Origin of the sequence: Blastopirellula sp. J2-11, from assembly GCF_024584705.1 — a bacterium.
Classification (GTDB): Bacteria; Planctomycetota; Planctomycetia; order Pirellulales; family Pirellulaceae; genus Blastopirellula.
The window spans coordinates 5,010,445-5,036,441 of the sequence record NZ_CP097384.1 but is presented as its reverse complement, the minus strand read 5'-3'; the positions used below and the strand labels follow the sequence as shown (position 1 = coordinate 5,036,441).

General features: G+C 56.8%; 21 protein-coding genes. 14 read left to right on the top strand and 7 right to left on the bottom strand.

Annotated elements, in window-relative coordinates:
* Positions 1-48 precede the first annotated feature (48 nt).
* A complete protein-coding gene (locus M4951_RS19850) occupies positions 49-669 on the bottom strand; it encodes an RNA polymerase sigma factor (RefSeq protein WP_262023368.1) in 621 nt (206 codons plus the stop codon).
* A gap of 367 nt (positions 670-1,036) precedes the next feature.
* On the opposite strand from M4951_RS19850, the gene M4951_RS19845 reads away from it, so the two are divergent.
* Both M4951_RS19845 and M4951_RS19840 read left to right on the top strand, forming a co-directional pair.
* Positions 1,037-1,963, top strand: coding sequence for a wax synthase family protein (locus tag M4951_RS19845; protein WP_262023367.1), 927 nt, complete (start codon positions 1,037-1,039; stop codon positions 1,961-1,963).
* Positions 1,960-2,373, top strand: coding sequence for a hypothetical protein (locus M4951_RS19840; protein WP_262023366.1), 414 nt, complete (start codon positions 1,960-1,962; stop codon positions 2,371-2,373). The genes M4951_RS19845 and M4951_RS19840 overlap by 4 nt, the downstream gene beginning before the upstream one ends.
* A 908-nt stretch (positions 2,374-3,281) precedes the next feature.
* On the opposite strand, the gene M4951_RS19835 is transcribed toward M4951_RS19840, so the two are convergent.
* Positions 3,282-4,571 (bottom strand): glucuronate isomerase, encoded by a 1,290-nt coding sequence (locus M4951_RS19835; protein ID WP_262023365.1) that lies wholly within the window; start codon positions 4,569-4,571, stop codon positions 3,282-3,284.
* Between the two features lie 101 nt (positions 4,572-4,672).
* Positions 4,673-5,335 (bottom strand): hypothetical protein, encoded by a 663-nt coding sequence (locus M4951_RS19830; RefSeq protein ID WP_262023364.1) that lies wholly within the window; start codon positions 5,333-5,335, stop codon positions 4,673-4,675.
* A 330-nt stretch (positions 5,336-5,665) separates the two neighbouring features.
* On the opposite strand from M4951_RS19830, the gene M4951_RS19825 reads away from it, so the two are divergent.
* From M4951_RS19825 to M4951_RS19785, 9 genes are all read left to right on the top strand, one after another.
* A complete protein-coding gene (locus M4951_RS19825; RefSeq protein ID WP_262023363.1) occupies positions 5,666-6,442 on the top strand; it encodes an inositol monophosphatase family protein in 777 nt (258 codons plus the stop codon).
* Positions 6,443-6,474: 32 nt separating this feature from the next.
* Entirely contained in the window at positions 6,475-6,984 is a 510-nt protein-coding gene (locus tag M4951_RS19820) for a GNAT family N-acetyltransferase (protein WP_262023362.1), read from the top strand.
* 129 nt (positions 6,985-7,113) lie between these two features.
* Positions 7,114-8,283 carry a DegT/DnrJ/EryC1/StrS family aminotransferase gene (locus M4951_RS19815; RefSeq protein ID WP_262023361.1) on the top strand — a complete coding sequence of 390 codons (1,170 nt, stop codon included), beginning with the start codon at positions 7,114-7,116 and terminating at the stop codon, positions 8,281-8,283.
* A 253-nt stretch (positions 8,284-8,536) separates the two neighbouring features.
* Positions 8,537-10,822 (top strand): DUF1592 domain-containing protein, encoded by a 2,286-nt coding sequence (locus M4951_RS19810; protein ID WP_262023360.1) that lies wholly within the window; start codon positions 8,537-8,539, stop codon positions 10,820-10,822.
* A 17-nt stretch (positions 10,823-10,839) separates the two neighbouring features.
* Positions 10,840-12,183, top strand: a complete 1,344-nt coding sequence (locus tag M4951_RS19805) for a DUF1552 domain-containing protein (protein WP_262023359.1) — start codon at positions 10,840-10,842, stop codon at positions 12,181-12,183.
* A gap of 138 nt (positions 12,184-12,321) precedes the next feature.
* Complete coding sequence (locus tag M4951_RS19800) at positions 12,322-15,423, top strand: DUF1553 domain-containing protein (protein WP_262023358.1); 3,102 nt, start codon at positions 12,322-12,324, stop codon at positions 15,421-15,423.
* Between the two features lie 4 nt (positions 15,424-15,427).
* Positions 15,428-16,855: a DUF1501 domain-containing protein gene (locus tag M4951_RS19795; RefSeq protein WP_262023357.1), complete on the top strand. Its 1,428-nt coding sequence runs from the start codon at positions 15,428-15,430 to the stop codon at positions 16,853-16,855.
* Positions 16,856-16,915: 60 nt separating this feature from the next.
* Complete coding sequence (locus M4951_RS19790; protein ID WP_262023356.1) at positions 16,916-17,614, top strand: 2OG-Fe(II) oxygenase; 699 nt, start codon at positions 16,916-16,918, stop codon at positions 17,612-17,614.
* Between the two features lie 206 nt (positions 17,615-17,820).
* Positions 17,821-18,759: a diguanylate cyclase gene (locus tag M4951_RS19785; protein WP_262023355.1), complete on the top strand. Its 939-nt coding sequence runs from the start codon at positions 17,821-17,823 to the stop codon at positions 18,757-18,759.
* A 30-nt stretch (positions 18,760-18,789) separates the two neighbouring features.
* Here the strand turns inward: M4951_RS19785 and M4951_RS19780 are convergent, their stop codons facing one another.
* The 3 genes from M4951_RS19780 to M4951_RS19770 all read right to left on the bottom strand — a co-directional run bounded on the left by M4951_RS19780 (position 18,790) and on the right by M4951_RS19770 (position 21,443).
* Positions 18,790-19,236: a DoxX family protein gene (locus M4951_RS19780; RefSeq protein WP_262023354.1), complete on the bottom strand. Its 447-nt coding sequence runs from the start codon at positions 19,234-19,236 to the stop codon at positions 18,790-18,792.
* Between the two features lie 168 nt (positions 19,237-19,404).
* Complete coding sequence (locus tag M4951_RS19775) at positions 19,405-19,968, bottom strand: type 1 glutamine amidotransferase domain-containing protein (RefSeq protein WP_262023353.1); 564 nt, start codon at positions 19,966-19,968, stop codon at positions 19,405-19,407.
* Between the two features lie 212 nt (positions 19,969-20,180).
* Positions 20,181-21,443: a beta-ketoacyl-[acyl-carrier-protein] synthase family protein gene (locus M4951_RS19770; protein WP_262023352.1), complete on the bottom strand. Its 1,263-nt coding sequence runs from the start codon at positions 21,441-21,443 to the stop codon at positions 20,181-20,183.
* Positions 21,444-21,777: 334 nt separating this feature from the next.
* Between M4951_RS19770 and M4951_RS19765 the strand changes: the two genes are divergently transcribed.
* The 3 genes from M4951_RS19765 to M4951_RS19755 all read left to right on the top strand — a co-directional run bounded on the left by M4951_RS19765 (position 21,778) and on the right by M4951_RS19755 (position 24,244).
* Positions 21,778-22,260 (top strand): division/cell wall cluster transcriptional repressor MraZ, encoded by a 483-nt coding sequence (locus M4951_RS19765; protein WP_262023351.1) that lies wholly within the window; start codon positions 21,778-21,780, stop codon positions 22,258-22,260.
* A gap of 624 nt (positions 22,261-22,884) precedes the next feature.
* Positions 22,885-23,832, top strand: coding sequence for a DUF1559 domain-containing protein (locus M4951_RS19760; protein ID WP_262023350.1), 948 nt, complete (start codon positions 22,885-22,887; stop codon positions 23,830-23,832).
* Between the two features lie 19 nt (positions 23,833-23,851).
* Positions 23,852-24,244, top strand: coding sequence for a hypothetical protein (locus M4951_RS19755; RefSeq protein WP_262023349.1), 393 nt, complete (start codon positions 23,852-23,854; stop codon positions 24,242-24,244).
* Positions 24,245-24,486: 242 nt separating this feature from the next.
* Here the strand turns inward: M4951_RS19755 and M4951_RS19750 are convergent, their stop codons facing one another.
* A complete protein-coding gene (locus M4951_RS19750) occupies positions 24,487-25,929 on the bottom strand; it encodes a sulfatase (RefSeq protein ID WP_262023348.1) in 1,443 nt (480 codons plus the stop codon).
* Between the last annotated feature and the right edge of the window lie 68 nt (positions 25,930-25,997).

The window sequence follows — 25,997 nt, the reverse complement described above, 5'->3', positions numbered from 1 at the left end:
TTTCATCTCTGTTGCGGGAGCCGATCCGCCTTTTCGGCTCAAGTTCGTTTAGGTAGGGGAAAAACCCATTTCTTGAAGCTGTTGCTTCAAATCGCGCCGCGCACGATTGAGCCGAGACCCGACCGTTCCTTCCGGAATGTGCAGCGACTCCGCGATATCGTGGTACGAATAGTCCTCGACCTCACGCAGCAGAAATATCGATTTTAATTCGGGATCGATATTCGCCAACGCTTGCTCGAGCGCCTCTTTTTGTTCGGTCTGCCGGCCCGAGTCGACCTGATCCATCGGTTCCCAGTCGAGATCGCTGTGCTTATGTCGACGATTGCGCCGCAGATGTTGCAGCGCCTCGTTAACGGCGATTCGGTGGAGCCATGTTTCGACCCGCGACCGACCATCAAATTTGTCGATCGAGCGGAACGCCTGCAAGAAAACCTGCTGCGTCACGTCGGCGGCGTCTTGTTCGCCTGCGACGCGAGCTGCTACGCGGTATACATGTTGACCACAAGCGTCATACAACTGACGCCGAGCCGCCATGTTTCCTTGCCGGCAAGCCGCTGCGATTTCGGCCAGAGGATCGATTCCCGACGGAAACGTGTCCTCTTTCACCCTGTTGGATGCAGCAAGGTTGGGTTTTCTTCGCGGAAGATCGGGAGTTTCTGCCGTATTCATGGGAGCGCCAGCCGCAATCGTTCGGAGCTCCCTACAGAACCGGACGCGTGGTGAGTGAATTTTCGATTTTTGGAAGTTGCAGCAACCACCGAGATTGCCCGGTTGTACCGCAGGTTCCAGCCGCTACCTGCTGTACGAAAGCAACGGGGCTTCCGTTGGGTAATGTTGCTATCAATCCTCCAATCATTGCACCCCATGGATGCAATGGGCAAATTCCTGCGGTATTCCGCAGGAGTAGGGAGCATTCTACAAACTTAAGCGGCGTCGCAGGACGGCAATTTGCGGGGGATGACTTGTTACCACCAACGCCATGCTTGCGGTTGTTAACAGCAGAATGACTTCCCCTGACTCCGTGACCGAACGTCCGATGACCATCTCCGCTAACCCAATTCGCCAGAGCTCGCCAGCTTCGGGCGATACGACACGTTGGGGATGGCGCGTCAGCCTGTTGCCGCTATTGCCGGCGCTGATCACCGTTTTGGCGCCCCCACAACTGTCGGGTTGGCTGCTGATGTGGCTGCTGGCGGTGAGTATTTATCTGGGCTGCAAGTGGCTCGCGTACAGCACCACTTCGGTCCCGTCGACCATGGGACGCAATCTCGCCTATTGGTTGGCCTGGCCGGGACTCGACGCACCAGCATTTTTGAGGCTTGAAACCCAATCGCCGATCGCCGTTCCTCAGAAAAGTGAATGGTTCTTCGCCGCGCTCAAAACGGTGTTCGGCGGAACGCTATTGGTTGCCGCGATCGCCTGGTCAGACCGGTTGCCGCCGCTGGCAGTTGGATGGCTCGGAATGTTGGGGCTAATTTTCTCGCTCCACTTTGGACTATTTCATGGGCTCTCCTGTTGGTGGCGAAGTCGCGGCGTTGATGCGCCGCGGCTGATGAACGCTCCCTTGGCGGCGACTTCGATCTCAGACTTTTGGGGCCGACGCTGGAACATCGCCTTCCGTGATCTGACGCATCGTTTTTTGTTCCGTCCATTGGCTGCTCGCTTGGGTCCGCAGTGGGCCGTCATGCTGGGCTTTGCGTTTAGCGGCGTCGTGCATGACTTTGTGATTTCGTATCCAGCCGGCGACGGATATGGCTGGCCCACCGCTTATTTTTTATTGCAAGGCTGTGCGATCTTGCTCGAGCGTAGTCGCTGGGGAAAACAGGTTTCGCTACATCACGGTTGGCGCGGAAAAATGTTCGCCGCGGTGGTGTTGATCACACCGCTCACTTGGCTGTTTCACCGCCCGTTTGTCGAGAACATCATCGTGCCGATGCTACTCACACTGAAAGAAATCGGATGAATCTTGATCTAGAAACGTTGTTGCGAATCGTCGGTGCGATGCAATTGTGCGTGCTGATCGCTTCGGCCCAGGTACCGTTTCAATTGAACTGGAAGCAAGAGTTGGCCTGTCTGTCGAAACTCCATCGTCAGATGTACTGGGTCTACGCCGGTTACGTCGTGCTGTCGATCGTCGCTTTTGGTTTGATCAGTCTGCTGAACGCAGGTCAGTTAGCCGGCGGAGATTTTCTGGCCCGCTCGTTTTGTCTGTATGTCGCGATCTTTTGGGGGCTTCGCCTTCCGCTCCAGGCAGTGTTCGACGTGAAAGAGCATCTCACCAAGTGGTGGTTGAAACTGGGCTATCACACGCTGACTTTGATGTTTGTTTGTTTCACGTTGATCTACGCGTATAGCGCACTGCGACCGAACTAGCGGAAAATCCATTGGTTATCGCCGGACTGGACTGCCCCGTTTTCTCGCCCGAAAGGTGGGACCGGACTGGATCGCCGCGTTTTCTCGCTCGAGAGGTTGGACCGGACTGGATCGCGGCATTTTCTCGTTCGAAAGGTGGGACCGGACTGGATCGCGGCATTTTCTCGTTCGAAAGGTGGGACCGGACTGGATCGCGGCGTTTTCTCGCTCGAAAGGTGGGACCGGACTGGATCGCTGCATTTTCTCGTTCGAAAGGTGGGACCGGACTGGATCGCGGCATTTTCTCGTTCGAAAGGTGGGACCGGACTGGATCGCGGCGTTTTCTCGCTCGAAAGGTGGGACCGGACTGGATCGCTGCGTTTTTTTCATCCAAGCACCTGGGATTGCGTGATTTAGACGTGATGGCCAACCAGTTGGATCGAAGAGGGATTCCGTCGCGGTGTCGGAAGGTGGGGTAGATCACCTCGCTGCAAACAGAAAACGCCGCCGCGCAGTATCCCTCCATCGCGTCAACTTACTCAGCGGACGAGGGATCGCGATTTGAGTTGTCTTCGCTCCACCTGAAATCGACCAGGATTGCGTGCGGTTTGTCAACGGACAAATGGCTGTCAGATAGGGAGCGACTCCATTTTTGAAGTTGCTCTATTTTCATGGTTGGCCGCGATAGAATACCTATCCGGGCTGTTCGCGACAGAGGCCGCGCAAGTAGACGAAACAGGACGTTGGATAGAACGATCAGGGCGTCCAGTCAAACGTCAACACATTCAAAGAACCACAAACTTAGGGCTGCGCCGCTTGCAGCGATTGCGCCCTATAGGCTGCTTTAGAACGGCCCGTCGGGCCTGAGAGAATCGGGCGTAAATGGGTCGGCAAGACGCGATGCTTCTTGCCGTGTTCGATTCTTCTTCTTAGCCGCCGACGCCGAAGATCGTTTCGACGTTGCCGCGCAACACGATGCGGCCCAGTTCAACAGCACGCTGTTCGCTCCAGCCGCGATCGATCACAAAGCGTTCGGCGAGGACTTTGGCCAAGATCCGTTTGAACATCGCGAACTTCGGCATGCCGAATTCCAGCTTGTACATATCGCTGTAGTAGCCGATCACCTTGGTTTGCGGGATCGCTTCGAGCCGCGCTGCCAGGTCTTGCTCGATGTAGGCCGGCGTGTTGCTGTACCACCAGTGACCGTTGGCGACGACGTTGGGGAAGATCCAGCTATAGCTGACCAGTTCTTGATTGGTGACGCTGGCCAAGACCGACACCGGGAAAGTAACGTCACTGAATGCGTTGAAGAGTTGGCGATACTGAATCAGTGACACGCGGCTGTCGTACAGATCTTGCCCTTGATAGACGCCGGTTTCGTAGACGCCGCGATTGACGCCGATCATCAGATCGAACGGCAGCTTGTGTTGACGGCAACGTTCGGCCAGCGACCAAAAGACAAAGTTCGCCGCGGCATGGCGATCGTTGGGATCGGCTTCCAGCCCTTTTCCCAGAATGTTTTGGATCGCTTTGTCGGCGCGGCTTTCGCTGACAAAGTGCGGAGCAAAGTCAGGCGGCAGCGAGATCGCACAGGCTTTCGCATTTTTGCTGACGAAGTGATCGAACAGTTTGTCGAGGGCGCTTTCCAGCGTAGCGCGACCATTGACCGAGATGCCGGTCGCATTTTCTAGTCGCTCAGCAACCGTCAATTTTGATAAATGAAAGACCAGGTCATCGGTTCGCAGACAAGGGATATAACGCGACGTGTCAAAGCCTTCCAGCGCGTCGTCAAAGTCGTTGGTCAGAAAGACCCCTTCCAACTTGCTCTCGCGCAGCACCGTTTCTTCCCAATCGTCGCCAGCCATTTTGTCGGCGGCGGCGTCGTAAAGCGCTTCCCAGTTGTCGGTCGTCAGACGATCGTCGGCGAACCCAAACATCTTCTGAGCGAACTCGATGAACCAACTGTATTGGATTGTGTTTTCGATCGGGCCGAAGTTCTCGACCAACCGACGCACTTTTTCTTTCGGATCGAGACCTGGCTCTTCGATTTGGTCTTTCGGCATGCCGGCCGAATGCGATAGCTCGGTGTAGTAGTGATACCCCAAGATATCGGCCAGCGTTGTCGACGCCGCACTCAGCGGATTGATGTGCGAATGGGGATCAACAAGGACGATTTGGTCTAGTTGTTCAAAAAGCTGTTTTCGCAACTCGATCGACATGGGTGCGCCGGCTCGCTGAGGAATGGGGAGACAAAAATCTCAGCGTAACTGAAAGAGACGTACATTTCATCCCCCAGAAAAACCGGGGATGGGGGGATGGGCTAAGTCGTTAGCGGTAGCTCGGACCGGCGGAAATCGGCGTATCGCACCGCCAGCGTCGTTTCCAGCTCGGAAATCGGGCAAAAGAAAAGTCGCACGCGAACTCGGCGAATCACCCCTTTTTCGAGCGATTGGGTACATGTGCGGATCGTCAGGTGCGTTTGTTCGACTTCGATTTCATCGGCGTCACCCGGAAAGAAAAAGACGCAGCAAGCGGTCTCCTCATCCACGTAGAGAGCCAGCGCCAACTCCTCTGGCGGCTCAAGATTCGACTGCGCGGCGACCAGATGACCAGCAGCCAGCCGAAATATCTGCTGCCCCGATAGTTGCAGCGCGATCGGCGCCGCATGATCCAACAATGACGTTTGCCGCGAAAGAATCAGCTCGCAAGCAGACTCTTCGGGCAGCCCACGGATATAGACTTGCGTGCGAACTGGAGACTCTAGCGTATCTTCACCCGTGAAAACGAGATCATCTTCGCGCACATAAGACTCAGAGAGAGTCGCGTCTCCCAAGTCGATCTTTATCGTTTGATTGCGACCTGAGTCGAGATCGCAGAGCCCGACAACGACTAGTTCCGTGAGTGTGACTCCCAACAGCAAGGAAGGGGCTTCATATTCAAAGGTTGAAGAAGCCGACGTCGACCAAGTAGATGCGGAGGGCATAGGGGGTGGAGATCGATAGGGAGAGGGAAATAAAAAAACCCCGTCGCTCACCAAGGTGAGTGACGGGGCCGGAACAGAGAAGAGGCCGGAATGGCGCCCATTGGGCGAGGCGTATGAAAATTATGATGCCTTAGTTGGCTGCTCTTCCACTCGTCATGATACCAAAGTAGTCGCACTTGTCCACCTTTCGGTTCCCAAAATCTTGGGCGAAAATTTTCGATCTCCGCATCTCGCGGCGGTAGGTAGTTCGCAATTCGGCCGCATCTTCTATCATTGACGCTGGCGGAGCCCGCAAAGGCGACAAAAATAGCCACGAGCCATGAGAGCCAAATGCCTGATTATTTAACGACTTGCGAAACGGCAGCCCGAGCTGCAGGACAAGTGTTGCTCGACTGGCAAGGGAAATTTCGGGTTCGCGAGAAGGGGCGCGCGGACCTAGTTACCGAGGCCGATATCGAAGCCCAAAAAGCGATCCAGAAAATTGTCCTCGGCGATTTTCCCGAACACGGATTCTTGGGAGAAGAGGAAGACCCCGCAAATGCCGCTTCTGCGCAATACGAATTTCGCTGGATCGCCGATCCCCTGGATGGGACGACCAACTACGTTCATGGGCTAGCAAATTATTCGGTATCCCTTGCTTTACAGCATCACGGCGAAGTGATCGTCGGAGTCGTTTACGACCCGGTCCATGACCAATGTTTTGCGGCTGAGCGCGGCCAAGGCGCGACGCTGAATGGCGCAAAGTTGCAGGTCAGCGAGATCACCGATCTGGAAGGTGCGCTGGTCGCCGTCAGCTTTGCACCCGGGATCGAACGCGACTCTCCTGAAATCGAACAGTTCATCGAGGTCCTGGTCCGTTGTCAGGCAGTACGGCGGCTTGGTTCGGCGGCGCTGAATCTTGCCTATGTCGCCGCCGGAAATCTTGACGCCTACTGGGCGTCGAGCGTTAAAATTTGGGATGTAGCCGCCGGCGTTTTGTTGGTGGAAGAAGCCGGCGGCGTCCTCCGCGGCGTCGGCGGTGAGCCGCTCGACTGGAATCGCCCTCACGTTGTCGCTGCGGCGACTCCAGAGCTACACGATCAATTGCAGGCAACCATTAAAATCTGATCTCCGCGATCTCAACTCGGAGCCTTCTCCCGATGATTATTCGCCCTGAAACGCCGGACGATGTTCCGGCGATTCGCGCATTGCTGCTGGCCGCATTTCCGACCGCGATCGAAAATGAAATCGTCGATCAACTTCGCGACAGCGGCTGCGACCAATTGTCACTTCTCGCCGAAGAGGATGGCCAGATTACCGGCCAGATATTGTTTACTCCTGCGACGATCGAAAAAGCGGGACGCGTCGTCTCTGGTTGGGGACTTGCGCCGGTGTCGGTCTTACCGCAAGCGCAGCGCCGCGGCGTTGGCGCCCAACTGATCGAAACTGGACTCGCTCAACTGCGTGACTCGGGCGCGTTGTTCGTCATCGTGCTGGGGGATTCCAACTACTATCCAAAATTTGGTTTTCAGCCGGCGTCCCAGTGGAACGTCCGTTCAGAACTAGCCGGTGTGCCCGACGAGGCGTTTATGGTGATCGTCTACAACGAGGACGCGATCGGCGATGGCGGAATCGCGAAGTACCGTCGAGAGTTCGCCTCCGCGGTTTAAAATGCATTTGCTAGCGAGACGTTTGCTTGATCTTGACCTTTCGTCCGGTTCCATCTAGCTTTTCGCGACAGGTCCGCTTGTTCACTGGACGAATAAGCGGCCGCAGTAAGGAAGCACGGAGAATCAAGGATGAGCGCTCAAGAATCGGCGGGCCGTCCCGCCTCGGTTCCGCTGTTGGATGTCGCCCGCGGCAATGCCCCTTTGCAGACCGAATTTGTCGCGGCGCTAGAAACCGTCCTCGACTCCGGGCGATTTGTGTTCGGCCCTGAAGTCTTTGAACTGGAAAAGCAGATCGCCGCCGCGTCGCACGCCAAATACGGCGTTAGCTGCGCCTCGGGGAGCGATGCGCTGTTGCTGGCGCTGATGGCCTACGATATCGGCCCCGGCGACGAAGTGATCGTCCCTAGCTTCACCTTCTTCGCTACGGCTAGCGCCGTCTGGCGTTTGGGCGCCAAGCCGGTCTTCGCTGATATTGACCCGGTCACGTTTAATATCGATCCGGCCGCGATCGCCGCGGTTGTGACTCCGAACACCAAAGCGATCATCCCGGTTCATTTGTTTGGTCAGGCGGCCGACATGACCTCGATCAACGCGATCGCCGCCGCCCACGATCTGTGGGTGATTGAAGATGCTTGCCAGGCGATTTTGGCCGAGTACGACGGCCAGCCGGTCGGTTCGATCGGCGATGTCGGCTGCTTTAGCTTCTACCCGACCAAAAACTTGGGCGGCATGGGAGACGGCGGCATGATGACGACCAACGACGAAGAATTCGCGGCGAAACTGCGACTTTATCGTGGTCACGGCATGGAGCCCCGCTATTACCACTCGGTGGTCGGCGTCAACAGTCGCTTGGATACGTTCCAGGCCGCCACGTTGTTGGTGAAGATGCCGAAGCTGGCCCAATGGACCGACATGCGTCGTGAAAACGCGGCTCGCTACGGCGAACTGTTCCAAACGGCAGGCATGGATGAGTGCGTGATCCTGCCGGCCGAATATCCAGAACACAAACATGCCTGGAATCAGTACACGATCCGGGTTCCGCAAGGACGTCGTGACGCGTTGCGCAAACACTTGGCCGATCACAAAATTGGTAGCGAGATTTACTATCCGGTCCCGCTGCATCAACAAGCCTGTTTCGCCAGCATGGGGGAGCACGCCAGCTTGGTCGAAACCGAAAAGGCGGCGTTGGAAGTGCTGAGCCTGCCGATCTTCCCCGAATTGACCGCCGCCGAACAGCGCTATGTGGTGGAAGCGGTCGATAAGTTTTATTCGACGATTCAAAAGAAAGCGGTCGCCTAAGCAACGCTGGCGAAAACCAATGGATAAAGTCGCCCCCGCTTTTGGCGGCGACTTCCCGCAAAGTTCGCCTGATCCCGCGCATTTTTGCAGTCGGATGCGCGGAAATCGGAAATGATGGGCAATTCGGCATATTTGTTGGACGCAACAAGCGCCGATTTGTATAATCTACAGCTGAGTTAAGCCTTTTCCTGCCTACCTTCCGGCTTCTCGCAGCTCCCACGCCTGATTCCCGCCTTTCAATTGGATTCCACCGTTGCGAATTTCTTCGCTCTTCATGTCGATTGCGCTCTTGCTAGCGGCTAGTTCGTCGCTCTGGGCCGAGCCTGCACGTCATCAAGCGGAATTCGAGAAGCACGTCAAACCGTTTCTGAAGAAGTATTGCGCCGATTGCCATTCTGGTGATTTCGCCGAGTCAGGCGTTGATCTGGCCTCGTTCAATACGGCGGAGCAGGTGATGACCAGCGGTCGCAAGACCTGGCAAAAGACGCTCGATATGCTCGCGGCGGGGACGATGCCGCCCAAAGAGGAAACGCAGCCCTCGGCGGAAGAATTGACCCAGACCCTGGAATGGATTCGCAACGCGCTGGCCGACTATTCGTGCGATGGTCCGGTCGATCCCGGTCGCGAGACGATTCGCCGTCTGAACCGTGTCGAATATGAAAACACGATTCGTGACTTGCTGGGGATCGAATTCAAAGCGACCGAAGAGTTTCCGGCGGATGACGTCGGTTATGGTTTTGACAATATCGGCGACGTTCTTTCGCTCTCGCCGCTGCTGCTAGAAAAATATTACGACGCCGCCGAGACGATCGCCAACAAAGCGATTGTGACCGATCCCGAGCGACTGATTCGCAGCGACCGGCTGAAAGACTTCAAGCTGAAGGATGGCTCGAAGAGCGACGATCGGATCAGCTTCGCTTCGCACAACGTGGCGGGGACTGATTTTCATGTCGAGACGCCTGGCGAATACAAGGTTTCAATTCGCGCTTTCGGCACGCGGGCCGGCGATGATTTGCCCAACATGCATGTCAAAGTGGATGACGAAAAAAAGGACTTTTCGGTCGACGCGGAACGGGGCAAAGAAAAGAACTACGAGATCACCAAGCGGTTTAGCAAAGGCAAGCATCGGCTTGAGATCTCGTTCACCAATGACTTTTACGATCCCAACAATTCCAATCCGCAGCGTCGCGATCGCAACTTGATGGTCAACAGCGTCAAACTGGTTGGACCGCCTGGGGTGAAGCCGGAAGACTTTCCCGAGTCGCATCGTGTGATCTTCGTCGCCTATCCCGGCCAAGAGGGGATCACCGCCGAAGTCGCCGCTCGCCGCATCTTGACTCGCTTCGCATCCCGCGCCTTCCGCCGTCCTGCGACGGCCGACGAAGTGAATCGCTTGTACGCGCTCGTCAGCAGTTCGCAGGCCGATGGGGCGAAATTTGAAGAATCGATCCGCGACGGCGTGATCGCCATCCTTTGTTCGCCCAACTTCTTGTACCGGGTTGAAATGGATGAAAGCAAACAGCCGGTTCGTGCGATTACCGAGTATGAGCTTGCATCGCGATTGTCCTATTTCCTCTGGAGCAGCGCACCTGACCAACAGTTGCTGACGCTGGCCTACGAAGGGAAGTTACGATCGCAGCTGGATCCACAAATCGAGCGGATGATGAAATCGCCGAAGAGTTCGGCCCTGGTCGAAAACTTCGCCGGCCAATGGCTGCAGCTCCGCAATTTGGAATCCGCGAAACCGGATCGACGCCAATTTCGCTCGTTCACATCGCAGTTGGCGCAAGACATGCGCCGCGAGACCGAGCTCTTCGTCGCGTCGATTATGCAGGATGATCGCAGCATCTTAGATTTGATCGCCGCCGATTATTCCTACCTCAACGAATCGCTCGCCAAACACTACGGCGTCAAAGACATCCAAGGGAACGAATTCCGCAAGGTTTCGCTCGCCGACAAGGGGCGCGGCGGCCTTTTGACCCAGGCCAGTATTTTGACGGTGACGTCCCATCCGACACGTACGTCTCCGGTGAAACGTGGCAAATGGGTGTTGGAAAACATTCTGGGAACGCCGCCGCCAGATCCCCCGGCCGATGTGCCGACCCTGGAAGGGCAAAAAGAGTTGACAGGGACGCTCCGTCAGCGGATGGCTCAGCATATGGCCAATCCAAGTTGCGCGTCTTGCCATTCGCGAATGGATCCCATTGGGTTCTCCCTTGAGAACTATGACGCGGTCGGCGCTTTCCGCACCAAAGATGAAGGTCAAAAGATCGACGCCAAGGGAGAGTTGCCCGGCGGCGTACAATTTGAAGGCGCCAAAGGGCTGCGAGAGATTATTCTGAAAGATCATCGTGACGAATTCGTTCGCACGTTTTCAGAAAAAATGCTGACCTACGCATTGGGTCGCGGTGTTGAATACTACGACATGTGTGCGGTCGATGCGATTCAAGCTGAATTGGAACGTAACGATTACCGTTTCTCCGCGCTAGTGAAAGCGATCGTCCATAGCGATCCTTTCCAAAAGCGCCGTACGCAATAACGGAGAGGGAGTCCGACATGAACACCAGCATTTCACGCCGTACGATGCTTCGCGGCTTTGGCGCCGCACTGGCGCTGCCGTGGCTCGAACAGATGGCGCCGATCGCTTCGGCCGCCGCGTCGACCGGCAAACCTCCCGTGCGCATGGCGTTCCTCTACGTTCCGAACGGCGTCAACGTCGAACAATGGCGCCCCCAAGGCGAAGGCGCCGATTGGCAATTATCTCCCACTTTATCATCGCTAAAAGACGTCAAGTCCGAGATGACCGCATTCACCGGGCTCACCCTCCGCGGTGCGTTCGCGCTGGGTGACGGCGGCGGCGATCACGCTCGCAGCGTCGCCTCGTTTCTGACCGGATCGCATCCGAAGAAGACCGATGGCGCCGATATCAGCAATGACGTCTCGGTCGACCAGTTCGCCGCGTCGCAAATTGGCTTCGCGACAAAGTTTCCTTCGCTCGAACTTGGCTGCGAACCGAGCGCCCAAGCCGGCAAGTGCGACTCTGGCTATAGCTGCGTTTATACGTCGAACATGGCCTGGCGCAATTCATCGTCGCACGTTGGTAAAGAAATCAACCCGCAGGCCGCTTTCGATCGCTTGTTCGGCAACGAGAACGCCAAGGAATCGGCCGAAAACCGCGCGCTGCGTCACAAGCGGAAGAAGAGCATTCTCGACTTTGTGATGGATGATGCGAAACGCTTGAATCAAAAGCTGGGCCAAGCGGATCAGCGGAAGATGGACGAATACCTGTACGCCGTACGCGAGATCGAACGCCGCGTGCAGCAGTCGATCAAACTGGACGGAACGGAAGTCGACGTGCCTGACTATCCTCGTCCGAAAGGGGTTCCGGCCGATTATGGCGAGCATGTCCGTTTGATGATGGACATGATGGTGCTGGCTTTCCGGACGGACATGACCCGAGTTTCGACCTTCATGTTCACCAACGCCGGCAGCAACCGCACCTACAACAATATTGGCGTTCCAGATAGTCACCATGGGCTCTCGCATCATGGTCGCAACAAAGAGAAGCTCGAAAAAATCGCCAAGATCGACGCCTATCACGTCTCGCAATACGCCTACCTGGTCAAAGAGTTGCAGAAGGTTCGCGAAGGGGACGGCACGCTGCTGGACAACTGCATGGTGATGTATGGCAGCGGCATCGGCGACGGCGATCGCCATAACCATGACGACCTGCCGATCATCATGGCGGGCCGCGGCGGCGGAGCGATCAAGACGAATCGTCACCTGACGTACGACAAAAATACGCCGCTGACCAATCTCTATGTGTCGATGCTCGAGATCATGGGCGCCAAAACCGATCGCTTCGGCGATTCGAACGGTCGCTTGACCAATCTCGGCTAATCGGCACATTTTGTCGGCAAAATCGCTACAACAGGGCGCGGCTCCGGTCGCGCTCTTTTTTTGCGCATTTGCCTTCTCCCCCCAGGCGATATGATAGAAGGTGACACAACCTTCTCTCCCCCAAATGTGCGTTTGCCGTTGAAGCTGTCGCTTTTCCAGCTTGCCTTCGTCGCCCTTTCGGCGTGCGGGACGAATTACGTCCTGGCCGACAGTCCAGCGGACGTACGCGCTGACTTTAGCACCCAGGTGCTGCCGATCCTGACGCAGCATTGTTTCGCGTGTCACGGGCCAGACGCCAAACAGCGTCAGGCCGACTTGCGATTGGACCAGCCGGCCCAGCTCTTTCAGCGCCGCAAAGATCAACCGGCGATCGTCCAACCGGGCGACGCCGCCGGCAGCGAACTGTATCGTCGTCTGGTTTCGAGCGAACCGGATGTGCAGATGCCTCCTCCTGAGCATGGCGGTCCGCTGTCGCTCGACGAGATTACGACCATCAAACGCTGGATCGATACCGGCGCCCAGTGGCGCGGGCATTGGGCGTTTCAGCCGATCGCCAAACCGCCGCTGCCTGCCGCTTACCCCGGCTGGAGCGATCAGCCAATCGATCGCTTGGTCGCGAAGACGTGGCTCGAGCATGATCTTGCGCCGGCCGTGCCCGCTGATCGTGAGATGCTGCTGCGCCGCGTGAGCTTCGCCCTGACCGGTCTTCCGCCGACGGCGGAAGAGATCGCCCGCTTTCTCGCTGATGACCAGCCTGACGCCTACGAGCGGGTAGTGGATCGCTTGCTCGCTTCGCCCCATTACGGAGAGCAGATGGCGCGGCATTGGCTCGACTTGGCGCGTTACGCCGATACGCATGGATTCAACATCGATAGTTACCGCAGCATGTGGCGCTGGCGCGATTGGGTGATCGACGCCTATAACGCCAACATGCCGTTTGATCAGTTCACGATCGAACAGCTTGCCGGCGATCTGCTGCCCAGCGCCAGCGTCGATCAGATTACGGCGACTGGATTCAATCGCAATCATCCGATCAACGACGAGATGGGCGCCATCCCGGCAGAGTACCTGCACTTTTACGCGGCCGATCGAACCAACACGACCGCGACTGTCTGGTTGGGGCTGACGCTCGCCTGCGCCGAGTGTCATGATCACAAGTACGATCCGATTTCGCAGCGCGACTACTATCAGCTTTACGCTTTCTTTAACAATGTTGACGATCTGGGGCTCGACGGTCGCCGCGGCAACGCCGCGCCGTTGTTGATCAGTCCGACGCGGGCGCAGCGTCAGCAGTTGGCGCAGTTGGATGCGCAGATCGGCGCTCTCGACGCCGTCTTAGCGGATACGCGCGACCGGTCGACTGCGGCGTTGGCCGCTTGGGAAACTTCGGCCGAACAAGGCGCCGCCGCTGCGCAACCACCAGCGGATAGCCTGGCCCGCTTCTCCTTGGATGGCGCTGATGACTCGGTGCGCATCCAACGCGAGAATGACGAGGAAGCGCTCTTTTTGGCGGGCAAGTTGGATCAATCGCTGCTGTGCGACGGTCGAACATTGATCACGCCCAGCAAGCCGATCCTCCTGGGGGATGCGTTCTCGATTGGGCTCTGGATCTATCCCACCACTTCAAGCCGAACCATTTTGGTGGCGTCCCCCGACTTTACGCTTTCGCTCGATCACGGCGCGTTGGTTTACGAAACAAGAGAGCGCCGTCTTCACACGGCGGAGGTCGCCGCGAAGAACCAATGGCAGCAAGTGACTCTGGTGGTCGACGGCAAGAGCGTTACGATCTTTCGTGACGGCGCTGCGCTGCCGCTTACTCCCAGCAAGTTGGTCGATTCGATGGAAGTCGCCGACGAGCGTCCCGACGTTTCTGGCCTGCAAATCGCACGAGCCGGCGCGTCTGATGGTTTTCGGGGCTTGTTGGATGACGTGCGGATCTACGCTCGGGCGCTCGATCGACTCGAAGCGAAGCGTCTCGGCGGGGGAGATCCGATCGGCGAGATCTTGGCCAAACCGTCTGACCAGCGTAGCAAGGCCGAGCAGGTGACGCTGCTCGACTACTACTTGCGCAAATCAGACCTGAAGTACGCCGATCAAGTCGAACAGCACGAATCGTTGGCTCGCCAGCGCCGACGCTTGATCGAGAGCTTTCCTGAAACCATGGTGATGCGCGAGCGCGCAGATCGCCGGCCGACGCATGTTTTGCAACGTGGTCGCTACGATCTGCCGGGAGAACGAGTCACTGCAGACGTCCTGACTTGTTTGCCTCCCCTTTCGACCGACGAGACGCCAGATCGCTTGGCTTTGGCGAACTGGTTAGTGGATAAGCGTCAGCCGTTGACGGCTCGCGTTGCGGTGAATCGGTATTGGCAACGGTTGTTCGGCTTGCCGCTGGTCTCTACGCCGGAAGACTTTGGCCTGCGGAGCCAACCGCCGACGCATCCCGAATTGCTCGACTATCTGGCCGCCGATTTTCGTGATAACGGTTGGGATGTTAAACGGCTGCTGAAGCAGATCGTGATGTCTGCAACTTATCGACAGACGAGTGCGGTCAGTTCCGCCAAATGGCAGGCTGATCCGACGAATCAATGGCTCGCCCGCGGTCCGCGAATGCGACTGACCGCCGAACAACTGCGTGACGCCGCGCTGGCGTCGAGCGGCCTGTTAAACGAGCAATTGGGAGGACCGAGCGTTCGTCCCTATCAGCCGCCTGGTCTGTGGGAAGCGATCTCGTACGGTCGCGACTTTACCGCGCAGCGCTACGCCCAAGATCATGGGGATCGATTGTATCGCCGCAGTCTCTACACTTTCTGGAAGCGATCTTCGCCGCCGCCGAATCTGTCGGCGTTTGACGCGCCGAATCGCGAGTTCTGCACGCTGACTCGCAGTCAGACCAACACGCCGCAACAGGCGCTGGTGCTGATGAATGATCCGACGTTTGTCGAAGCCGCCCGGGTGTTGGCTGCGAAGGTGATGCAAGCGAGCGAAGATGTTGATCAGCAAATCGTCGGCGCGTTTGTCGACGTGATTTCACGCCGACCGACCAAGGACGAATTGCCGCTGCTGCAACAGCTCTATCAGACGCAGTTGGCGCACTATCAAGCTCACGCATCGGCAGCGACCGAGCTGCTGTCCGTCGGCGAATCGCCGGTGGCTGACTTGCCGGTGATTCCGCGGGCTGCGATGACGATGGTGGTTAGTACGATCATGAATCTGGACGAGGCGATTCACGCCAACTAAACCAATGCACGACCCGCAACGACAACTCGCCCACTTGCTCAGCCGCCGAATGTTTTTCGGCCAGGCCGGTTCGGCGCTCGGCGCGGCCGCGCTCGTTTCGATGGGGGAAACGCCGCTGCAAGCCGCGGCGCGACAATCGGCCGCCAAAGCGAAGCGAGTGATTTATCTCTGTCAGTCGGGCGCGCCATCCCAGCACGATTTGTTCGACTACAAGCCGTTGCTGACCGAGCGTCAGGGAGAAGAACTGCCGGCGTCGATTCGCGACGGACAGCGACTGACCGGGATGACGGCCGATCAAACCACCTTCCCGCTGACTCCCAGCAAGTTCCCTTTCGCCCAATATGGGGAAAGCGGCGCCTGGCTTAGTTCGGTTGTGCCGCACATGGCCAAGATCGCTGATGACGTCTGCTTTATTCATTCGCTGCATACCGAAGCGATCAATCACGATCCGGCGATGACGTTGCTGCAGACCGGCACGCAACAGCCAGGTCGGCCAAGTCTCGGTTCCTGGGTCAGCTATGGATTGGGAAGCGAAAACGTCGACTTGCCGGCGTTTGTCGTCCTTATCTCACGCGGCAGCAGCTTGGGCAATCAGCAACCGCTGGCCGACAAGTTGTGGGGAAGCGCCTTTCTGCCGGCCGAGCAACAAGGGGGCAAATTTCGCGGCGATGGAGATCCGATCCTCTACTTGGGCGATCCTGCCGGCGTCTCGCGGCAATCCCGACGTCAGATGATCGATGCCGTCGCACAATTGAATCGTCTGGAAGCGAAATCGATTCCTGATCCCGAGATCGAGGCCCGCATCGCCCAGTATGAACTCGCCTATCGCATGCAGGCCTCAGCGCCGGAACTGGTCGACTTTCGTGATGAACCGGAGTCAACCTTCGCGATGTACGGAGATGAGGCGCGGAAGCCGGGGACGTTCGCCGCGAACTGTTTACTGGCCCGCCGGTTGGCGGAGCGGGATGTTCGCTTCATTCAGCTGTACCATCGCGGTTGGGATCAGCATCTTCATTTGCCGCGCGATTTGTCACGTCAATGTCGCGATGTCGATCAGGCATCCGCAGCGCTGGTGACCGACTTGAAAAATCGAGGCCTACTCGAAGACACGCTGGTCGTCTGGGCAGGCGAGTTTGGCCGCACCGCCTACTGCCAGGGTGAGTTGACCGCCGACGACTATGGTCGCGATCATCATCCGCGCTGCTTCACTATCTGGATGGCAGGCGGCGGCGTTCGTTCTGGAATTCAATACGGGAAGACCGACGAATTTGGCTACAACGTTGTCGAGAACCCGGTCCATATCCATGACCTGAACGCGACCATCCTGCATCAGTTGGGGGTCAATCATTTGGATCTGACCTATCGCTACCAAGGCCGAGACTTTCGTTTGACCGATATCGCCGGCAACGTGGTGAAGGACATCTTGCGGTAGAATTATCGTAGGGTCCGCACGGCGGACCTATGATGATCTTGGATCGCGCGCGAATTCACGATGACCACCGACAGACTGCAACTCGATTGGACTTCCATCGGCGACCAACTTGACGCCTATGGCTGTGCGATCGTTGATTTGTTGTCGCCGGACGAATGTACGGCGCAAATCGCTTCATTCGAGGATGATACGCTGTTTCGCAAGCATGTGATCATGGAGCAGCATGGATATGGCCGAGGGGAGTACAAATATTTCGCCGATCCCTTGCCGGCACGGATTGCCCAACTGCGATCGACGCTCTATCCCGGCTTGTCTGCGATCGCAAATCGTTGGAACGACGCTTTGAAAAGTGACGTTCAATTTCCCGCAACGCACGCCCAATTCTTAGAACGCTGTCATCAAGCTGGCCAGTTAAAGCCGACGCCGTTGTTGCTGCGTTACGAGACCGATGACTTTAATTGCTTGCACCAGGATGTTTATGGCGAGCATGTTTTTCCGCTGCAAGTTGCGATTCTCTTAAATCGCGTCGGCGTCGATTTCGAAGGCGGCGAGTTTGTCATCACCGAGCAGCGCGCGCCGGAACAGTCGCGAGCCGAGGTCGTTCCGCTGCAGCTAGGGCAAGGAGTCATCTTCCCCGTTCGAGAACGTCCCGTGCCGAGCGCCAACGGTTTTGACCCGGTCCTGATGCGGCACGGCGTCAGTCGATTGCGGTCCGGTCGCCGACATACTTTGGGAATCATCTTTCACGACGCGGCGTAGCAGTCGTAGCGATTCTGGTTCCAATGAATGGGCTCGTAGCGGTTGTAGCGAAAGCGAGTTGCTATTCAGGGATGCGAATAGGGGCAATCGACGAGAAAACGGCGAATCTCCCTCGCATTAACGTAAATTTTGAAACGTTAGTACGTTTCGAGAATCGGCTTCGACCTCGGTCGCCGTCGACGCTGTTTAAGGGGCAGAGGATTCTTATGAACGATTTTATTCGATTGCTATTGGTCGAAGACAACGATGCCGATGCCCGAATTATTCAATTTCATCTAGAAACTTGCTCGGATATTCGGGCTTTGGTCGATCGCGTGGGCACGCTCAGCGATGCGATCGCGGCGACGCATGACCACAGCTACGACGTGCTGATCGTTGACATGGGACTGCCCGATTGCAGCGGTCTGGCGAATGTGACCCGCTTGAGAGAAGCGGCTCCGACGGCGACGATTATCGTGCTGACCGCCGATGACGATGATGAAGACGCGCTCGAGGCGATTCGCCACGGCGCACAAGAGTATCTCTCGAAACAACAGTTGCGCGGGCCGCTGTTGACTCGCGCCATTCGCCATTCGCTCACGCGCCAGCAGCATTTGCTCACCGCACAATCGCAAGCGATGACAGACGCGTTGACCGGCATCGGAAATCGTCGTGCGTTCGAACGAGAAATGGCTCGTCGGATTCATGAATATCAGCGACACGACGTCCCCTTCTGTTTGACGATTTTTGACATTGATCACTTCAAAAAGATCAATGACCAATGGGGGCATGACATCGGCGACAAGACGTTGCGCGTCCTCGCCGAAAGTCTTTACAACGAAGTCCGCGCCACCGATATGGTGACGCGACTGGGGGGCGAAGAATTCGCCGTCATTTTTGTGGCGACGCAACTAGCCGAAGCGCTGAAGGTTTCGCATCGAGCCCGGGCCAAAATCGGCCAGCAGTGCGGCGCTCGGATTCAGGATGAAATGCAACTGACCATTAGCGGCGGCGTAGCGGAAGTAGCGCCTGGCGATGATCTGCGTTCTCTTTTGAATCGAGCCGACGAAGCGCTCTACGTCGCTAAAAATAGTGGCCGCGACCGCTGTCTGGCTCATGACGGCACGCTCATCTCCGCCGAAGTCGCGGAAATGACCGCTACTTGATCAGACGCCGTTTGAATCCCTTGGGCGAATTTAGGAGGGCCGGAGGCCGGGCCCGGTCGCTTGGGGATCGATCGCTGCGAGCAACAGCGAAGCCGCCGCGGCCGTCCACACCGAGAACGAAAGCGGTCCTTCAGGGCCAGTGCCAAAGGTCATACTGACTGCGAATACCAACAGCAGAGCACCGCTGGCGATCGCCGTGGGGCGAATCGCTACGCCCAACAGCAGCGCTGCCGCGATCACGATTTCAAGTATGGTCGCCGTCCAACCGGCGATGGTCACCACGCTCGACGGCAGGTACCACAGCAACATCTGCGTGTAAGCGAGAAAGTTGTCCATGTTTCCCCAGGCGACTTCGCCTGAGCCCAGTTGGGTCCAGATCCCAAAACGATCGGCGACTGCAGACAAAAAGGAAGCCGCTAGCGCAACGCGAACAAAGAGAGCGGCGACCGTCAGGAAACGAGATGCGGATGGAGTCACGAGGGAGAATGCTTCACAGGGGCTATCGATTAGGAATGACGCCGCCATTGCAGCGAGCCCTGATTGTAGACCCTGTCTGGCCCTAGCCTAGATCCACTTGGCATTCATTTGACAGGGCCATTTTGGGCCGCCAGTCAGCTGCAGTTTCATGCCGAATCGATCTCGTGCCTACGTGGTCTGCCCGACAGGATGACCGCCGATGAACTCTTCGATCAGCTTGCCGCAGAAGGCCGGCAGGTCGTCTGGTTTGCGACTGGTGATCAGACCGTCGTCGACCACGCATTCTTGATCGAGCCATTCGGCGCCGGCGTTCAGCAGATCAGTTCGCAGGCTAGGCCAGGAGGTCATCTTTCGCCCTCGCACCACATCGGCTTCGATCAGCGTCCAGGGACCATGACAGATCGCCGCCACCGGTTTGTGCTGCTCAAAGAAGTCACGAATGAACTCAATGCAGCGCGGATCGGTACGCAGGGAGTCAGGGTTGGCGACTCCACCCGGCAGAACTAGCCCATCATAGCGGCCCGAATCAACTTGATTGATCGCGTAATCGACCGAGAACTTCTCCCCCGGCTGATCGTGATGCATCCCTTGAATATTGTCCAAGGTCGGCGAAATCAATTCGACATCGGCTCCCGCAGCGCGGAGGGCTTCCATCGGCTGGGTCAATTCCACTTGTTCGAAACCGTCGGTTGCGAGAATTGCGATTCGTTTTCCCTTCAACGAGTCGGACATGTCGCCTCTCCATTCGATTGGCCTTTCCATGGGCGTCGCTATCGGCTTTTTGCCGAAGACGCAAAATTAATTGCCCGTAGTATCTAAGCGATAAGTGCAGACAGCATGCCAACATCCAGAAATGTCGTAACTCGGTAAGTTCGACCGAGACAAAGAGCGTATTGCGACCTGATCACGCCCAAGCTGGTCGAAAGACGACCAGTAAGCTGGCTTTACGCCGCGCGGCGAAGTTCGGGATAACCGTAGCCCGAGGCGGCGTCGTTCCAGCGGCGAATCGCAACCGCAACCAGATGCCCGCCAAAAGCGACCGAAAGTTTCATCGCATGCTGCGCTTTCAGGTGCCGGCCGACTTGCGGAATGCAGTCGAGATCGCACTCGGGATCTGGGTTTCGCAGGTTCGACGTCGGCGGCACAAAGCCGTCACGCAGCGCGAGCGTGGTGAGCGCCAACTCGACGCTTCCTGATGCGTTAACCAGATGGCCGAGCATCGATTTCAAACTGCTGACGCAAGTTCGCTGCGCTTGAATCCCAAATGCGGCGCGAATGCCGCGGATTTCGTTGATGTCGTTTTGTTTGGTGCCGGTTCCGTGGCAGTTGATGTATTCAATGTCACGCGGGCTCAAATCACTGACGCGCATCGTGTCGGTGATCAAGCGCTCGAGGGCCACGCTTTCCATATCGAGCCCCGTCACGTGATGCGCTTCCGAAAGACAGCGGCAGCCGAGGATCTCAGCGTAAATTTTGGCGCCGCGAGCGACGGCATGGCTGAGACGTTCGATTACGAACATCGCCGAGCCTTCTCCCATTACAAAGCCGTTGCGTTGCTTGTCAAAAGGGCGGCACGAGTTTTTCGGATCGTCGCTGTCGGAGAGTACTCGCATGCTGCGGAATCCGGCGGCGAAGAGAGGATCAATCGATTCTCCGCTGCCGACCAGTGCGATGTCGCATTGATTGTCGCGAATGGCGCGGACAGCGCTCATCATATCGACTAGCCCGCTGGCGCATGCGGTCGAATGGCAAATGCGAGGGCCCATCAAGCCATATCGATTGGCGATCTGACCGCAGGAAGTGTTCGGGTAAAGCTGATTCCACCAGTTTACGCCGGTGGTGATCCAGTTGACGGGGCGATCTTCGATAATGCTGCGTCCGGCGGCGTCTCCCATGTGACCGCTGATGGCGCAACCAAAGCGTTCTAGATCGACATCGGTCAGGTCCACGTTGGAATCGAGGATCGCTTCTTCCGCCGTAATGTTATTTAGCAACATCGGTTTCATGATGTCGCGATTCATGTTCGGCAGATCGACCGGAGCTCCCAAGACCAGGTTGTCTGGGATCGGCGTCAGGCCAGTCATGCGCCGGATGCCGCATTCTCCACGCTGTACGGCGCGCCATGTCGACTCACGATCCTGACCGACCGAAGTGATCATGCCGATCCCGGTAATGACGACAGGTTCTGTAGGGAGATGCGAAATCACGGAGTGAACCAAAAGGGCGATGAATTCCGGACAGGACAACGGCTGGATAGCGGTGGACGTTGGAGCGGGGCGAAGAGTACGAAATTTCGCGATCCACCTCCACACCAATTTCTGCCGCTGCGGCAATGTGGGATTTCGACCCACTTTGCCGCGGTCTGACGCAATTTGTGGAAAAGTTTACCCACGGCGCTTGCGATTCAGGCGGGATCCGCTAAACTTCGAGTCGTGGGATTTGAGCCCACTCAGCGAAAACTTTAGACAATCTTGTGGGAAATTAGCCCGTAATCGGATTTAGGCTCCGCCCGCACAACTGTTGGGGATCTCCGCGACAGACATGGCCAGCGCAGACTTCATCCTGGGGGAATTCAATCGCAAGATTGACGAACGATTTCGTTTGTCGATTCCGACCGAATTAGCGGATCCGCTTTGTGAGAATTCGACCGACCTGATCCTGGTCAAAGAGCGACCGGGCTGTCTCAGTTTGTGGAACTCCACCCACTGGAAAGCCAAGCTCGATGCAGGGGTCAACTTGGTGAAAGCCAAGATAGACGCAGGACGGTTAGAAGGTCGCACCGCCGACGTCCAGATGCTGGGTCGCCTGCTATCGACTCGCCATCGCAACGTGCAGTTGGCGGCCAAAGGGCGGCTGTTGATTCCGGAAGGATTTCGCGAGTTTTTAGGAGTCGAAGCAGGCGGAGAAGTGCTGATCGTTGGCGCCGCTATTTGCGTAGAGATTTGGCGAACCGACGCTTGGCTGGCGAACCTAGAGCAACAGATGCCTGAGTTCGGCGGACTTCTCGATACCTTGTCGAGCTAAACCATACACACGTACCCCCGGTGAAACGCATCGACTGAACGTCAACTGAGAAAGCTGTCTAGTCCACAGCGCACCTTAGATTGATGGCAAGACACATCCAAGGATGGCATTTTCGGCATGGAAGCCGAGCTTTTAGTCGATGCGGCGCCGATAAGCGGCCGCTGAATCCAGATTAGTCCCCTGGATTCAGCGGCTTTTTCTTTGCGCTCCTTTGAATTGCTCGCGCATCGCATGCAATCGACCACGACTGCATACGTTTTCTCAAGAGACAATTTTGGGGAGGGAATCCGCGCCCCCAAAGTCACCTTTCTCTTGGCGAAAGGTGACGAACTCTCGCAGGCCCGACAGACCGTTCTGAATCGGTCGATTTCCTTTTGGCGAAGTAGTCCGAAACAATCCTCTGGCAGCCTGAAAAGCGTAGTTATTTGAATATGTCGAAATAAAACATGATCGAATTGAGAAACGGCGTCATTGTTTCCATAAAACCGCATTAAAACGCAATTATGTCGCTTAGAAGTGTATTCGTCCTGGATAGAATAATGTATTAATTTAAATGGAAATGGCTGGGCCTTTTTATATCGCCCCACTTCTTTCTGGATCTGCCCCCTATTCATGAGTTGTTTTATGAAACTTCGTACTCGCTTTCACCAGGGATTTACGCTGGTCGAACTCTTGGTAGTGATCGCTATCATCGGCGTTTTGATCGCCTTGTTGTTGCCAGCGGTGCAACAAGCGCGTGAGGCGGCGCGTCGCATGAGCTGTAGCAACAATTTGAAGCAAATGGGTATCGCGCTGCACAATTATCACGATACTCTCGGCAGCTTCCCCGCAGGCTATATCTCAGCCAAGACCGACATCAATTACAGCGCAAGTAATTGGTGCGACAGTATGAGCACGCCGGTTCACGGCGGTCATGCTCCTTGGACCGTTCTGCTGCTGCCGTTTATCGAACAGCAGAACATGTATGACCAATTCGCGTGGGATGGGAATGTCTACGAGCATCGCTTCTTCGATCCAGGCGGCCAAGATGTGCCGAGTCCCAACAAGGATGTTCTGGTTCCGATGGAAGCTTATCAATGTCCTTCCGACGCCAAGATTGGGGAGAACGCGCTGCGAGCCAGTTATCGCGGCGTGCAAGGAGGTGGTCCCGATAGCGATTCCTCGTGCCAGGGACATTCGTCGAACGTGCGCCGCTTTTACACCAACGGCACGCTCTATGTGAATTCGAAGACTCGTTTTGCTGACATTACCGACGGAACGTCGAACGTCATGGTCATCGGCGAAAACAACCATCCGCACGACTCCGTCGGCTTTTCCTGGGCGGCCAGCGGCAAGAACGATAGCAATGGGCTGCCGGTCTGTCTGACTGGATTCCGCTATCAACTAAACGCCAACCCGTCCGGCAGTTGGGAGAGCTTCACCAGTGCGTTTCGCAGCGATCATCCCGGCGGGGCGCAATTCTTGTTCAACGACGGATCGGTTCATTTTCTGGCCGAAACGACCGATCTAACGATCTCGCAAAACCTCTCCAAGCGTTCCGATGGACTTCCCATCGGAGGTTATTCGCCTTAATTCTTCGAAAGAGTGAACCATGCGATATATCTTGCTTGCTAGTTTGCTGATCGTCGGCGCCGTGGGGTGTGGTGGAAGTTCGGGTTATGGCGAACCACTGCGGGGCAACGTGACCTACGAAGGTCAGCCGGTGCCGCGAGGGGACATTATTTTGGAACCGAACTCCGCCAAAGGGAATTCGGGACCGGGAACCATTGGCAAAATCACGGATGGTCGCTTCGTAACGCCTGCGGGAAAGGGAATCGTGGGGGGGGAATACTCCGTCACGATTCGTGGCTACGACGGCAAAGTGGACCCCACGGCCGAACCGGGAGCGAACAGTCCGGGCAACGCCCTGTTTCCGGCCTACCGAACGGAAATCAACATCCCGGCCGACGGCACGGAAGTCGACTTCGACGTCTCAGAAAAGTGAGACCGACACGTCTCGAACCTGAAAAACAAAAAGACGCGTGCTCGTTAGGAGCACGCTTTTCTTTTTTGGAATGGTTGGGGAGCTTAACTTCAAAAATGCGCCAGCAAGGGAATGCGGCCCATCGCTTCAATCCGTATTAGGATCGCCAGCCCTGTTCCCTCGCTCGCGCTGGCGGGCTAGTGTTTTGTCAGATCTGAATTTTCGGGTTTGGCGCCGTGCCGCCCATCGGTTAAAAGGAGTCGTTACCGATTGGGATTGCTGGTCTGAAGACGCGGAGTCGCCATGCGGGCCTGCTGTTGCTGCAATGTCCGCATCAGTTCTTTCCGCAGTTCGGACGTTTTCTCCGGCAGTTGTCGGCTTAGATCGACTTGCTCAGACAAGTCGGCTTGCAGGTCATAAAGCTCGACATGCTTGTCCTCGGCAAACCATAGCAATTTGTATTTCCCGCGGCGGAGCGCTGATTGAGGGCGCGTTTGGCTGACCGCAAAATCATCGATTCCGATGGCCGGCAATGCGGACGCATATCCCGTTTCTGGATGGTAATACGGAAAATGCCACAGTAGGTTTCGCGGCTCCAAAGCGAGTGAATCCACGTTCGCCAGATCGATTGCCCGGCCGTCCGCTTGCGTAGCCGTTCCGCCTGCCGCGTTGATAAAGGTGGGCGTCAAGTCATAGCCGATGACCGGAACGTCGCAGCGAGAATTGGCTTTGGTTTTCTTGGCCCAGCGAGCGATCAACGGTGCGCGAATCCCCCCTTCGTAGAGATTCCACTTGGAACCCCGAAGCGGCGCATTCGCGGTGTACGCAGGATGGCCTCCATTGTCGGAGAAGAAGACGATGAGCGTGTTGTCGGCTTCCTCGGTCGCTTCGACTGCTTTCACAATCTGGCCGACGTGATGATCCAGCGTTTCCAGGAAGGCGGCGTAGGCAATTCGCTTTTGCCGGTTCGGAGCATCCGCAGGTATCGTTTCGGCATACTGCTTCAATAGCCAACGATAGGGGGACTTCACCGGCGTATGGACGTAAAACGACGAAGCCATCACAAAGTAAGGGCGTTCATGGGGCTGGCCGATGTAGCGACAGACCCGCTTGACCATCGAATCTTCGACGAATTTCCCTGATTGATCGACAGCCTGGGGAGGCGATTTGCCCCAAGCATAGGGATGCGCTCCGAAGTCTTCCTCGGCGACTTCAAATCCTTGCTGGGCTGGGCCAAACTTGGGGCTCCAGCCGAGATATCGACGGTGGTGCTGATTGAGATGCCATTTTCCAAAGAAGGCGGTCTCATAGCCCAACGCAGCGATCCGCTCGGCGATGGTCTCTTCTTCCAGTGCAAGGTTGAGGGTCAGCGGCGGCGCTGTAAGCTGCGTGATCGTATCGACTTGTTGAATTCCCGGCTCGTTCTTCGTGACAAACTCGAATCCGAGTCGGGCAGTCGTTTTCCCCGTCAAAATGCTTGCCCGCGAGGCGGAGCAGATCGGGGCCGAAGCATAAGCGTTGGTGAACCGCACGCCGGTTTCAGACAAGCGATCGATGTTCGGGGTGCGATGCCATGCGTGTCCGTAGCATCCCAAATCGGCCCATGCCAAATCATCGACCAAGATAAAGACGATGTTGGGCGGCGCCGCCGAGACGGCACGACAAATCAGCAACGCAAAGACCAGGTAGGAAAATGCCTTTTTCACCGATCTCACCTCTTTCATTGCCACGCAAGGCCGTGGCAATGTCACCCGAAGATGGTTGGATGGCCCAA